The 13,017-nt window shown below is 46.9% G+C and carries 11 protein-coding genes; 2 read left to right on the forward strand and 9 right to left on the reverse strand.

Annotation, left to right across the window (positions count from 1 at the left end):
- Nucleotides 1-118: 118 nt before the first annotated feature.
- Complete coding sequence (locus tag NSQ68_RS24535; RefSeq protein WP_342427452.1) at nt 119-1,162, forward strand: stalk domain-containing protein; 1,044 nt, start codon at nt 119-121, stop codon at nt 1,160-1,162.
- Between the two features lie 80 nt (nt 1,163-1,242).
- Here the strand turns inward: NSQ68_RS24535 and NSQ68_RS24540 are convergent, their stop codons facing one another.
- The 4 genes from NSQ68_RS24540 to NSQ68_RS24555 all read right to left on the reverse strand — a co-directional run bounded on the left by NSQ68_RS24540 (nt 1,243) and on the right by NSQ68_RS24555 (nt 5,248).
- The gene (locus NSQ68_RS24540; protein WP_342427453.1) at nt 1,243-2,040 is read right to left on the reverse strand and encodes a copper amine oxidase N-terminal domain-containing protein; all 798 of its coding nucleotides are present in this window, start codon (nt 2,038-2,040) and stop codon (nt 1,243-1,245) included.
- Between the two features lie 195 nt (nt 2,041-2,235).
- On the reverse strand, nt 2,236-3,417 hold the full coding sequence (locus NSQ68_RS24545; RefSeq protein WP_013312527.1) for an NAD(P)/FAD-dependent oxidoreductase: 1,182 nt from the start codon (nt 3,415-3,417) through the stop codon (nt 2,236-2,238).
- Nucleotides 3,418-3,444: 27 nt separating this feature from the next.
- Nucleotides 3,445-3,876: a DUF1641 domain-containing protein gene (locus NSQ68_RS24550; protein WP_029518696.1), complete on the reverse strand. Its 432-nt coding sequence runs from the start codon at nt 3,874-3,876 to the stop codon at nt 3,445-3,447.
- Between the two features lie 544 nt (nt 3,877-4,420).
- Entirely contained in the window at nt 4,421-5,248 is an 828-nt protein-coding gene (locus NSQ68_RS24555) for an HNH endonuclease signature motif containing protein (protein WP_342427454.1), read from the reverse strand.
- A 262-nt stretch (nt 5,249-5,510) separates the two neighbouring features.
- Between NSQ68_RS24555 and NSQ68_RS24560 the strand changes: the two genes are divergently transcribed.
- On the forward strand, nt 5,511-7,004 hold the full coding sequence (locus tag NSQ68_RS24560; protein ID WP_342427455.1) for an alpha-amylase: 1,494 nt from the start codon (nt 5,511-5,513) through the stop codon (nt 7,002-7,004).
- 64 nt (nt 7,005-7,068) lie between these two features.
- On the opposite strand, the gene gpmA is transcribed toward NSQ68_RS24560, so the two are convergent.
- The 5 genes from gpmA to NSQ68_RS24585 all read right to left on the reverse strand — a co-directional run bounded on the left by gpmA (nt 7,069) and on the right by NSQ68_RS24585 (nt 12,955).
- A complete protein-coding gene (gpmA, locus tag NSQ68_RS24565) occupies nt 7,069-7,818 on the reverse strand; it encodes a 2,3-diphosphoglycerate-dependent phosphoglycerate mutase (RefSeq protein WP_307351024.1) in 750 nt (249 codons plus the stop codon).
- A gap of 158 nt (nt 7,819-7,976) precedes the next feature.
- On the reverse strand, nt 7,977-8,717 hold the full coding sequence (locus NSQ68_RS24570) for a Bax inhibitor-1/YccA family protein (protein ID WP_342427456.1): 741 nt from the start codon (nt 8,715-8,717) through the stop codon (nt 7,977-7,979).
- A 150-nt stretch (nt 8,718-8,867) separates the two neighbouring features.
- Nucleotides 8,868-9,155, reverse strand: coding sequence for a hypothetical protein (locus NSQ68_RS24575; protein WP_019688939.1), 288 nt, complete (start codon nt 9,153-9,155; stop codon nt 8,868-8,870).
- Between the two features lie 242 nt (nt 9,156-9,397).
- On the reverse strand, nt 9,398-11,692 hold the full coding sequence (locus NSQ68_RS24580; protein ID WP_342427457.1) for a glycoside hydrolase family 2 TIM barrel-domain containing protein: 2,295 nt from the start codon (nt 11,690-11,692) through the stop codon (nt 9,398-9,400).
- A 198-nt stretch (nt 11,693-11,890) separates the two neighbouring features.
- A complete protein-coding gene (locus NSQ68_RS24585; RefSeq protein WP_342427458.1) occupies nt 11,891-12,955 on the reverse strand; it encodes a LacI family DNA-binding transcriptional regulator in 1,065 nt (354 codons plus the stop codon).
- Nucleotides 12,956-13,017 lie beyond the last annotated feature (62 nt).

The following is a 13,017-nucleotide window of genomic DNA, read 5'->3' on the forward strand; positions in this document are numbered from 1 at the left end:
CTAACCAATATAAGCACAACCCATAATGACTCTCCAAGCTGTTGGATTTTGTAGGCATTAATGTTACTCTAGTCTATGAACCAGGCTATAATTCTTAAATAAAGGGGTAGACCAACGAATGAAATCACTGAAATCTATCAAAAAACCTGTCATCATCACTGCCGTATCCGCCTTGGCCATATCCGGGGCTCTTTTCAGCCAATCCACATATGCCGCACAAGTGACTAAGCCGATCCAAGCAGTATATAACAATATCAAAATTATCTACAACGGAACCGAGGTTCCTGCTGATGCTAAAACAGAACCATTTCTACTGGATGGCGTGACGTATATCCCACTGAAGCTGGCAGGTACAGCTTTGGATAAAAAAGTAACATGGGATGGAACAAACAAACGCGTAGTCATTGCTGATAACGGCGTTCCTATTGATCAATCTACAGTTACGGCGCTGAACAACCAAATTACGACGCTGACTCAAGAGCTCAACACAGCAAAAGCAGCAAACACGACGAAAGACGCTACCATTGCTCAATTGCAAAAAGACAATCAGACGCTAAAAGATGAAGCAAGCAAAAATAGCTCTAGCTCCTTGAAGGATCTTCAAAAGAAGCTGAACGATGATCACAGCGATGCCTATAGCACCAACTCTGATATCACGTTGGATGGTAACAAAAGTGATATTACGGTGACCATCGAAATGACAAAATCCAGATGGGATGATCTATCCGACAGCAGAAAGGAAAGCTACCTGGAAGACATCGTTGAAGATATTTTGAAAGAGTATAAAGATGCTGATATTGAAGGCACAGTGAAAAACTCCAGTAATAGAGATAAACTGGCGACCTTTTCAACAAACAGCAGAGGCGATGTGACGATTAAAAAGGTAGCTTCTTCTCTGGATACAAGTACGATCCAACGTAACTTGTCCGATAGATATGGCACCTATAATGGGGTCGGCTTTGATTTCACAGTAAGAGGCGACAGCAGTGAAGCTATCGTCGAAGTTTATGTAAATTCGGATGAATGGAATAAAATGTCAAACAATCAAAAAAACAACCTGACAGACGGCGTTATTAATTATCTTAAAGACAGAGAGTCTGTATCCAAAGTCGTGGGATACGTACGCAATAAAGGAAACAGCAGTCAAATCATTACCTTCTAAGATTAATCTTTCAAAAAAGGCGACAAAGGCCATGAAGCCTTTGTCGCCTTTTTTATGATGTACAAGCAACATACATTCCACTATTTAATTAATCTGCCAACAGAAGTAATATATTTCACATAATCTTTATCCGCATCGATTGTATCGATATTCATTGTATAAACCAAATGACCGTGGCTGGTTACTTTGACTTTGTGAAAAGAACCGGATTTAGAATAAGGATTTACAGTATAGGTCCCTTTGCTATACACAATCATAGGATTAAAGTCAATTTGCTTGAAGGCGGGCGATAAGTCGCTCTTATAAGTAGCATGAATATTCAATACATCCTTCTTTTTATCCCAGTCAAAGGAAATAAGATCAAACGCGTTCGCGTCAATAACTTGGGCCAAGTCTTGTCCCTTAAACCTCATAAGAACGGGACTTTCCGTAAAGCTATCATGTCTTAGCTTCAATAAGCCACGTTGGGGATCCCACTCCATCTTCGCATCTGTATCTTTCAGCAGGATGGATATCGGCAAAAACATTGCATTACTTAGCATGATAGGGACTGTGTCCATTGTCACCGACTCACCGTTAACCAATATTCCGGATGATCCGATTGTAGCCGTTACATTACGGCCCAGCAGATCAACCGAAGCGGTTTTGTTCGCTGCATTATAATTTACTTTGCCACCCAGTATATCCTCAGCCGCTTGGAGCGGTATAAGCAGTCTCCCCTTCTTATCCACAAATGGTGATGCAGGGTAGGTGTATAAAACGTAATGATCATTGACCTTCAGGTGTATGGGAGTGTAGTCTTGAGCCGATGCTAAATTCGAGTTTGTAGTAGCAAAACTTAGTACAATCATAATACTGATTAATAACCTGATTCTCATTCATAATGCCCTCCTCGTATTGTTCGTTACTAGTTTACTGCCACAGAAATATCACATCAACCATAATTTTCAACATATATCCAAAAATACACATGACATTTTACATATACTGGTTTATAATGAATTAAACTGCAAAACAAAAAGAGAGCACAGAATTGCACTCTCTTTGAATAAAACATATAAAAGTAAGAAATATTAATAGGCCAATGCAAAAAGTCCTTTAATGTGGGACAAGTAACGGATGTTACTGCCTTCCTTCATCAAAGTGGCTACAGCGCCTTTCAGTTGGGTGCCATTCGCGCCTACAGTACCGATCGCGTCTGTTCTGCCCAAGCTGCCCAGTGTACCGGAGAATACTGGTGTAAAGCTTTCCATTTTCGCTCCGTTGAAATAAGCGAAGATGTTGTAACCAACTAATTCGCCCATTTGCCAAGCCAACTGTGCAGTTGGAGGGTATGGACGCTCTCCTTCAGCCGGGAACACCACTGCGCTGTCGCCAGCGAGGAAGATGTCTTCGTGAGAAGTCGATTGCAGTGCACTATTCACAGTTGCGCGACCACGGTTTACTTCGATACCAGATGCGCCAACCAGTGCATTACCTTGTACGCCGCCTGTCCAGATCAGTGTGTTCGTTTTGATCGAACGTCCGTCTTTCAAGAGAACTTCGTCAGCTTTCATTTCTGTAATTGGAACACCCGCTACGATTTGAACGCCACGTTTTTCAAGGCTTGTTACGGCACGATCAACCAGTGGTTGAGGGAAGCCTGCCAAAATAGATGGTCCAGCTTCTACACAATACAAGTTGATATCTTCGTAGTTAATACCTTTTTCGCGACAAATTGCAGGCAATTTGTCAGCATACTCGCCCACCAGCTCAACGCCTGTCAGACCGCCACCACCGATAACGATTGTAGCGTCCGCTTGGTTACCGGATTGCTTGTAAGCATCCAGACGAGCTTCCACATGTGCGCGAATGCGATTGGCTTCTGCCACGGATTTCAGCGTGAAGCTATGCTCTTGCAGTCCCGGAATACCGAAGTATGCCGTTTCGCTGCCCAGGGAAATAACGAGAGCGTCATAGCTCAACGTAGCACCACTGGCCAGGGTTACTTTTTTATCGTCCGGTTTGATTTCCGAAACCGTATCGACTTTCAGGATAATATCTTTGTTACGCAGCAGTTTTTCTAAAGGAAGCGCAACAGCTTTTTCGGCAATTGTACCTGCCGCCAAACGGTGCAGTTCCGTAATAATTTGGTGCGACGCAAAGCGGTTAACCACTGTAATGGTTGCTTGACTAGCGTCCATATGCTGGCGTGCTGTAAGAGCGGCCAGCAATCCGCCGTATCCGCCGCCCAAGATCAAAATTTGCTTCGACATGTCCATCCTCCGTTCTCGATCAGGTAATTATTTGCTTTCGCGTTGGCGCTCATTCAGAATATCCAGGAAAGCCTGGCTGAAACGCAGCGTTTTTTGTACATTCGGATCTTTAAGCATTTTAAGCAGGCCGAACAGACCTACACTGCCGTCCGTAGTTTGTACGCGGTCATTTGCTTCAATCGCAGCAGAAGCCAATCCTTTAGCCGATTCTGTTACAGGCTTCACAAACTCTCCCATGGAGTTTTTCATATCTCCGATAAAGACAGGGTCTGTTGCCAGACTGCGAGCTACATCATAAGCGTCGGTCATCAAAGTAACCATCTCAGTCAACTTTGGCAGATTCTCTACCAGTACGGTCAGCGATTGCTGAACCTCCGGTTTCATCAATTGGTCCAGTACATCCCGAGACTCTTTGGTAGCTTCTTGTGTTACTGCCACCTCTTGTTGGTTTTCAGACATGCGTGAACGTCCTCCTTTACTGTGAAAATAGAAGTCCATCCTCTCTCGTAACCTGTATCCATAAACTCTAGCAATAAAACGTTCATTGAATTCACGCCCTTAAACATGCAAGAAGCACAGCTTAAACCGGCCTATACCCTAAAGGGCAAGACTGATTTATCGCAGATGCCAATTGTATATTGCTCAGACGTTATTCTGTTGTTACTGCTGCGGAATATCCCACGAAGCGTTCCTTCGTGACTACAACAGGCCGAAACGGAACCCTATACCTCTATATTACACCTTTCACAACACAATCGTCGAAGAAATTTTAAATTTGCACAAATTTCTGCAAATTTTTTATTGTTATTTTAGATAAAAATTAGAATAAGCTCGATTTTTGTCCAAGTTTCCCTTGAAAAAGGGTCATTTTAGGCTAGAGGAGGGTAATAGAGAGCGTACGTTTCAGTTCGATAATATGAAAATAACCCAAAATATATTCATACGGATGCCCGATCATCACCACTAGTGGGGCGGGCGGACAAGCTGCATTGGCAGAATCGCCCTACCTACGTAGGGTGTCTTCAGAAGCATCAGGAATATCAGGTGCTTCGAAATCATCAGGAGACGGCTGTGGCACACCAGACTCAATGAACTCATCTACATCGCGGGCAGCCTTAACTTGATTGCATTCATTGCAAGCACATACACAATTGACGGGCGTCGTGTGACCCCCTTTTGCCCGAGGCAGTAAATGATCAATCGTGTCACCGTAGCCCCCGCAAAAGAAACAAGTATAGCGGTCACGCTTAAGCACATATTGGCGAAATTCCTTGTTGCTATACAGTCTGCGCACGGTGTATGGATTAACAATCACCGCCATACGCTCTCTGACCAGGGTCATGGCCAGATCTAGCTCAATCTCTTGATGCCAGCGTCTCCCCTGATCGGTTTTACCTCTTAGCCGAATCATGCCATTGCGATTGAGCCGCAACGCCCGAGTATCTGCAGGCTTCAGCCTGCTAAGCAGATGCCGAACCCGTTGCCGATGGCGCTCACGCGCTTTATCCGTGACCGGCTTCCTGCGGGGGCGCTGTGCCTCCATAGATAGTGACGCCTCCAGGCTGTGCGCAGCCGTATTTGCTTCAAGGCCATGCTGCGTCACGGGAGCAGCCGAGGGGTTCGCTTCCTCGCCGGAAGGAGCGGACGTAGCCGCACGTTCTTGCGGGGCCAACCCCCGGCAGGAACGGCAAGGGCCACGCCGGGAATAAGGACCCGCCCGGCGACCCGTTCTGCGCTGAAAGTCCGTTAAAGGTTTCATCTCCTGACAATACGTACATTTTTTTATCAGCGGTTTGCTCGCTTCATCCTTGCTCTGCTGCGGTTCTGTCACGTCCACCCCTCCTTTCCTCTGTTGCTCGCGCTTCACGGTTCGCCCAAAACCCGAGCTATTGTTAAGTTAGATTCATTTTACCGTTTTCACGTTCCCTTTTCTAGCTATTGAGCCATTATGAACACTCAGGTATAACAAATTTTAATGATTTAGCATACGTTATACAGCGATCCTTGTTCTTCATTCAGCATCATATTGACCGTCTGACGTTTAGCCCCCCTCACTTGGTGGGTAACTTGTTATATATAAAGGAGGGACGCACATGAAAAGGAACCATACGATGATGCAATTTTTCGAGTGGAATGTCGAAGCTGACGGTTCTCACTGGAAGAAGCTTGCCCGCCTGGCACCGGAACTGAAGGCCAAAGGAATTGACGCGATATGGATTCCACCTGTCACCAAAGGCCAGTCGCCCGAGGATACGGGATACGGCGTCTATGACCTTTACGATCTGGGCGAATTTGACCAAAAAGGCGCGGTGCGCACCAAATACGGAACCAGGGAAGACCTGCTGGAAGCTGTTGCCGCCTGCGTTCGTCACGGTGTGGCCGTCTATGTCGATCTGGTCATGAACCATAAAGCTGGCGCGGATGAAACCGAAGTATTCAAGGTCGTCGAGGTCAACCCGGATAACCGCAATGAGGTCATTTCCGAGCCCTTTGATATCGAAGGCTGGACTAAATTTACATTCCCCGGCCGACAAGGGAAGTATTCCACATTTCAATGGAACTTTGAACATTTTAACGGAACGGATTATGATGCAAGTCAGGACCGGACAGGAATCTATCGTATTTTAGGTAAAAATAAAAGCTGGAGCGAAAATGTAGATGATGAATTCGGCAATTATGATTATTTAATGTTCGCCAATATTGACTATAATCATCAGGATGTGCGCAAAGAGATGATCCGCTGGGGCAAATGGCTGGTGGATACTCTGCAATGCAACGGATTCCGTCTGGATGCAATCAAGCATATTAATCATGAATTTGTACGAGAGTTTGCTACAGAAATGATTAAAAAACGCGGGCAGGATTTTTATATGGTAGGTGAGTTTTGGAAACCGGATCTGGAGTCATGTCAAAAGTTCCTGGATACCATTGATTATAAAATCGACCTGTTTGACGTATCCCTCCACTACAAACTACATAGCGCTTCCTTGGGTGGCAAGGATTTCGATCTAAGCACCATTTTCGAGGATACGCTTGTTCATACCCATCCCCTGAACTCGGTTACTTTTGTCGATAATCATGATTCCCAGCCGCACGAAGCGCTCGAATCCTGGGTGGAGGACTGGTTTAAGCCCAGCGCTTATGCACTTATCTTGCTGCGCAAGGACGGTTATCCCTGCGTGTTCTACGGCGATTACTACGGTATTCAGGGGCAAACGCCCGTGAAAGGCAAGCAAGCTGAGCTAGACCCGCTTCTATATGCCCGGTACCATAAAGCTTATGGTGAGCAAAAAGATTATTTCGATGATCCCCATACGATTGGATGGGTTCGTCAAGGCGTGCCTGAGCTGGAAGGCTCCGGATGTGCTGTGGTGATCACCAACGCAAATGACGGGGAAAAGCGCATGTTCGTAGGTAAACAACGTGCAGGGGAAGAATGGATAGATTTGACCGGACATCACGATCATATCGTAAAGATCGGGCAGGATGGCTACGGCATATTTCCCGTTCGTGCCGGCAGTGTATCGGTGTGGGCACTTCCCGCAGAGGAAGACAGCCAGGAAACAGAAGAAGAAGCGAACGCTTAATCTATACCCAACACAAAGAGGACAGGATGCGAGGAGGCGCCCTGTCCTCTTTGTGTGTGGAAAATCATTCCGTTACCTTGCTTTGATTGGCCACAGCCTGCTTCTTAGCCTCTACATGACTCGGATCACCGAGATAAAAGCGCCGGATGGGATCTATATGCTCATCCAGCTCGTACACCAGGGGAATGCCTGTCGGAATATTCAAATCCAGCAATGCGGTTTCGTCGAGATTCTCCATATACTTAATTAAGGCCCGCAAAGTGTTACCATGTGCAGAAATGATAACTCGATCCTTTTTGAGAATCAAAGGTACAATCCGCTGCTTCCAAAACTCACCGACCCGGTGCACTGTGTCCTCCAGACTTTCCCCAAGCGGCAGCTCTTCTGGATTAATATTGCGATAACGCTCTTCCCGATGCGGACTCCGCTCGTCCTTCTCATCCAGCATGGGGGGCCGCACTGACAGACTACGTCGCCAGATATGAACTTGCTCCTCGCCGTATTGCACGGCGGAATCCAGCTTACTAAGCCCCTGAAGGGCACCGTAATGGCGTTCATTCAGCTTCCATGACTTCTGCACGGGTATCCACAGATGATCCAGCTCATCCAAGATGTGATACAGTGTGCGGATAGATCGTTTTAGCACAGAGGCAAATGCCAAATCAAACGTATATCCAGCCTCCTTGAGAATACGTCCCGCCTCAATGGCCTCATGAGTCCCTTGTTCAGTCAGGTCCACGTCCGTCCAGCCCGTAAATAGGTTTTGTCGGTTATACACGCTTTCTCCATGCCTCACCAGCACCACTTGATACATACACTCACTCCTCTCCTGTCTGTCTTTATGTTTTACCCAACTTCTATGTATTTAACGTAAAATGCGCTTTTTAAACCGCCTCTTTCATACAAAAAAGGACGACACTCAGCCGCCCTTCTCTTTTCGTCCTACTTAACCATATGAAGTAATCGCAAACCTTAGTCCCTATTGCTAAACTTGGCTAACAGATCCAATATTCTTACATATAGCCATACTAAAGTTACCAGCAATCCAAAAGCACCGTACCATTCCATATATTTGGGTGCACCTTGATCAGCTTGTTCCTCAATAAAATTAAAATCTACGAGCAAATTCAAAGCTGCAATGATGACGATAAATAAACTGATGCCGATGCCCACCCAGCCTGTTTCATGGATATACGGAACACTCATACCGAAAAAATTCAAAATAAAATCAACCAGCGTTACCAGAAAAATCGCCATTGTACACAGGACCACGAATGAGATAAAGCCGCGTGTCACCTTGATGATTCGCTGTGTATACATAAAGAGCATCAAGAACAAGATACCCACAGTCAGCAAAATGGCATTAACCACAATTCCAGGGTACTCATATTCCATAAAAACGGAAACGCCACCCAAAGCAAAGCCACTCAGAATTGCATATACAGGAGAAAGCAATGGAGCTGTTTTGGGAAAAAAGGATATCGCAAGCGCTACGCCTGCCATCCCAATAAAGCCTGCCGTCAGCAACGATAGCACCTCTACGGTTCCTTGGTAGGTCATGTACCAGGTAATACTGCCAGAGACGATGAGTAGAACCAGCAGAAGCAACGTTTTGTTCACCGTTCCTCCAATGGTCATGCGTTGTTCGCTAACTTCTCTTTCATCTTCGCGCAAAAAGATGTCATCACGTAATACCGGATTGCTAAAGCTCATACAGGGTACTCCTTTTCGATGTTGTTGTTTGCTATGCTATATGTATATATCGGCACAACATGAAAAAAGTTTCAGAAAATTTCAAACAATAAAAAAACTCTAACCTTGCCTTTCGGCAAAGCTAGAGTTAGAGGGTCAAGTCGTTACAGATTAAAAATCAGCGGTAGCAATTTGGATGGTACCTGTTACTGCTCCAACTGGAGTCGCCTGAAGAGCAGCTACCAGCAGCAGAGCAACTTCTAACGTAAGGCTGTTGCCCGCCGGGATCACATAAGTGATCACAGGAGCATTGACACGGGTAACCACAAGATCAACCGGATTGGCACCCGTATTATTCACGGTAATTGTAGCATTACTACCGCCTCTCAGGTTTTCAAAAAAGGACTTACCCACACCAGCAGCAAGATTGTAGAATTGCGAAGGTAAAAGAATCGCCATAGTTTTCACCTCCCTTGCTTTTGATAGTGTATTCTATGCTTCCAATCTATGAACGTAACGTTAAGTGACTCAGTAATAAGACACAATTTAAAAGAATCATAGATTAACGTACCCTATATATGTAAAAAGGAGTTGCCCTCTCAGATCCTTTACAGAATCTGCGGACAACTCCTTTTTTTAAATAATAGAAGGCTCAAACGTTATAAAAGCGACTAGTAGGATTGTATGTTGCCTTTGCTTCATTATTGCACGTGAATGCTCAATTCCTGCGGACCGAAACGGGAAGGCGCAGAAACCTTCACACGAATTTGTCCAGTCTCCCCCTTCGACCGAATCCAGAATGCAATACGTCCTCCAATCAGAGATAAGCTCGAAGGACCGATCAATTCACCCACTCCCTCGACCTCCACCGAAACGGGATCTGCATAGAACGGCAATACATTGCCGTATTCGTCCAGAGCATCGACTACCACTCGAGTGACATCCCAATCGCCGGCTTCCAGCACTGTATCGTCTGCAGCTACGCGCAGCTCTGTCGGCACCGGATTACGTGAATAGTATCTACGTATTACTTCTTGCCCATCTACGTACCCAATGAATACAGCGTCTTCCCACTTCATGCCCCAGTGGCCTGTCAGCTCGTCGATCACGACAGGGGGGTGAGGAAGCGCCGGGTACTTCTCTCGGTTCGGACGATAAACACCTTTGCGCTCATGACCGTAGATGAACTCCACCTCATCGCAATTGGTGAACACGACCAGCGGCACGATGCCTCCGATATTCCGCTCGCCACGCGACCAGTAAGTGACCGGCTCCATAACGACTTCCTGTTCGACGTTCTTCTGGCTCCGGTACACGCTCGCTGCAAATTTAGGCAGGCGGAACATATCCATGACACCGTGGTAGCAGATTTTATCGCCGGAACCAAAATCAGCATGCGTGTTATAGTCAAAAGCACACCAGCCAATCGCTCCGGCAATGCCCTCATCGGCATAGGAAGCATTTTGGACCCGCGTATGGCGCAGTGCATGCTCCATTACCCGTTCCTCCTGGTCAAAACGCTTGGTCGGGTACATATGCCCGTTATATTCCGTTACCAGATACGGGACCGGATGATCCAGCTTTGTAACGAGAGATGGCTGGCGCAAGCCTGTCGTTTCGCCATCTACGCCTTCTGTATCGTCATACGTATCAAAATTACGAATTTCCTTCGCCAAATATTTCTTATGCCCACCATCATGAACAAAATCATTTATCGTATATACATCCTCCAGCAGCTCACTGCCTACAATATAACGCACACCACCCGTAGCACGGGTCGGATCTAGCTTTCGTGCCAGCTCATTGGTACGCGTGTACAGATCATGGTCATCCTGCGACTCATTAATTCGTACGCCCCAGATGACAATGGAGGGATGATTACGATCACGGATAATCATGTCCTCTACGTCCCTCACCGCCTGCTCCTTCCACGCTTCACCGCCAATATGCTGCCAACCCGGAATCTCTTCGAAAACGAGCAATCCGATCTCATCACAGCGGTCTAGAAAATGACGGGACTGAGGGTAGTGGGATGTCCGTACCATATTCAGCCCCAGCTCTTCCTTGAGCACATCTGCATCACGGCGCTGAGCTCTTTTGGGCATAGCATAACCAACGTACGGATAGGACTGGTGACGGTTCAAGCCAAGCAGCTTGATCTTCTGCCCGTTCAAGTAAAAACCGTCCGGCTGAAATTCGGCCTCGCGGAAGCCAAAGTGCACGGTCAACCGATCCAACTCTTCTCCGCCTCGTAGCAGCGTCAGCTTCGCTTCATATAGCTTGGGATTATCTATATCCCAAAGCTGCAGGCCGCCCAGCTCTTTTAGCTCTAGCGTTACTTCCGCCGTCGTCACCGCTGCCAGCTTGGTCTCCGCCTTCACGCTCGCTCCGTCCAGCAGTTGCAGCGCGACTGTCAAGTCGTCCTGCTGATCACCGATGCCCTCCAGCTCCACGGCCACGCGCACCGCCTTACTTGCAGCAAGCGGCTCCGGTGTCTGAACGAATACCGTTCCGAGATGTACAGGCTCGACAATCCGTAGCTGTACTTCGCGGTAAATACCGCCGTAGGTCAGATAGTCAATGACTGCCCCAAAGGGAGGGATGTCGTCCCGCTCCGTGGAATCGACAATGACCGTGAGCATATTGGAGCCGCCATACTCGGCAAGTTCGGTCAATTCAACGCTGAACGGTGTATATCCACCTTTATGCTCCCCCGCTTTTACCCCATTTAGATACACCTGGGCATAGGTCATGACTCCTTCAAAATCAACATACACTCGCTTACCTTTGGCATCTGCCGGAATGGTCAGCTCTCTTTTATACATAGAAATAAACTGAAATGCCTTGTCGTCAAAATAATTATACGGAAGCTCTACATTGGTGTGCGGCAGCTGAATTGGCTCATACCGCCTTGCATCAATGCCTACGTTTACTTCGCTCTCGACATATTCAGGAAGGTAAAACCATTGGTCATTCAACGGCAAAATGGTACGCATGGGCAGTCACCTCAACCTTTTATTTTCCACTCTTATACCACAGTAAAATATTTAAGTAAAAACAATGAGTAAAACTTGGTAAAATAATATATGTTCAATGTAAGCATTTACAAGGCAATTGTCAAACCATTTTTGTATCTTTTTATATCAAAAAAACAGCCCGGTAAGCCGGAGCTGTCCAATTCAATAACGTCGATTTTATTGGGTATCGGTATGTAGCGGCGCACTGCTGTTGCGAATCATGAGCTCGGTCGGAATGATGACCTTGCGCCCCACCTCGTTTGCACCGTTGCGAACCGTATGCAGCAAGAGCTGAACGCCCGTTTCTCCCATCAGTTCGGTATGTGTTTTGACCGTTGACAGAGATGGAGTCAAATATTCCGCTGTCGGAATATCATTGAAGCCAACAATTGAGATCCGTTCCGGCACCGCAAGGTGATGCCGCTCCAGCGCCTTCAACACCCCAATAGCCACCGAATCGCTCGCAACAAAGAAAGCTGTAGGCAGGTTTTCTGGTCCTGCCAAAATAGCCGCTTCCATCGCACGGAAACCGTCTGCCGCCGTTCCACCGCACACATGAATATCATCCGACGTGCACAGCCTGTGCTGTTTCTGATACCACAAAAACGTCTCATAACGAGCATCTAGATCGGCTCGTTCGGAATCATGGGACTGCTCATCCTTGCCCATACCTACATATCCGATGTGACGATGGCCTGCGCCCATCAAATAATCCAGTGCATCAGCCGCAGCATGAGCAAGGTCAATGACCACATAGTCTGCCCCTGTGCGCTCTACCGGATGATCCAGAAAGACGCAAGGAATGGGCAGTTCCAGCATACGTTCTACCTCTTCGCTGCTAAAATGCCCCAGCACGATCAGCCCATGTAGCCCTTCGGATGACGTCTTCAGCGCAGTCAGGTCCTCTCTTCTAAAAATACGCTCCAGCTGCGCCCCGCTTTGGCGGCACTCTTTTTCCACGCCAAAGCGGATAGACAGATAATAAGGGTCTTCCAGTTCCTCGTACGCGCTAAACCAGTGCACCATGCCCAACCGGATGGGTCCCTCTGCCTTCTTGCGGGACTGACGACCAATACCGCCATTTTTACGTTTAACAGTCGTATATTTCATACGCTCGGCAACCTCAAAAATTTTACGGCGCGTTTCCTCTGATACAGACAGTGTTTCATCATAATTCAGCACTCGGGAGACCGTGGATATCGAAACCTCTGCCTCCTGGGCGATATCTTTTAACGTAGGCATTGCAGACTCCTTTAATGGTTTTACTGTATTTTTACTTTTATTTTACTACTATCTTACCCATC

The organism is Paenibacillus sp. FSL L8-0158 (assembly GCF_038592965.1).
Taxonomy (GTDB): domain Bacteria; phylum Bacillota; class Bacilli; order Paenibacillales; family Paenibacillaceae; genus Paenibacillus; species Paenibacillus polymyxa_D.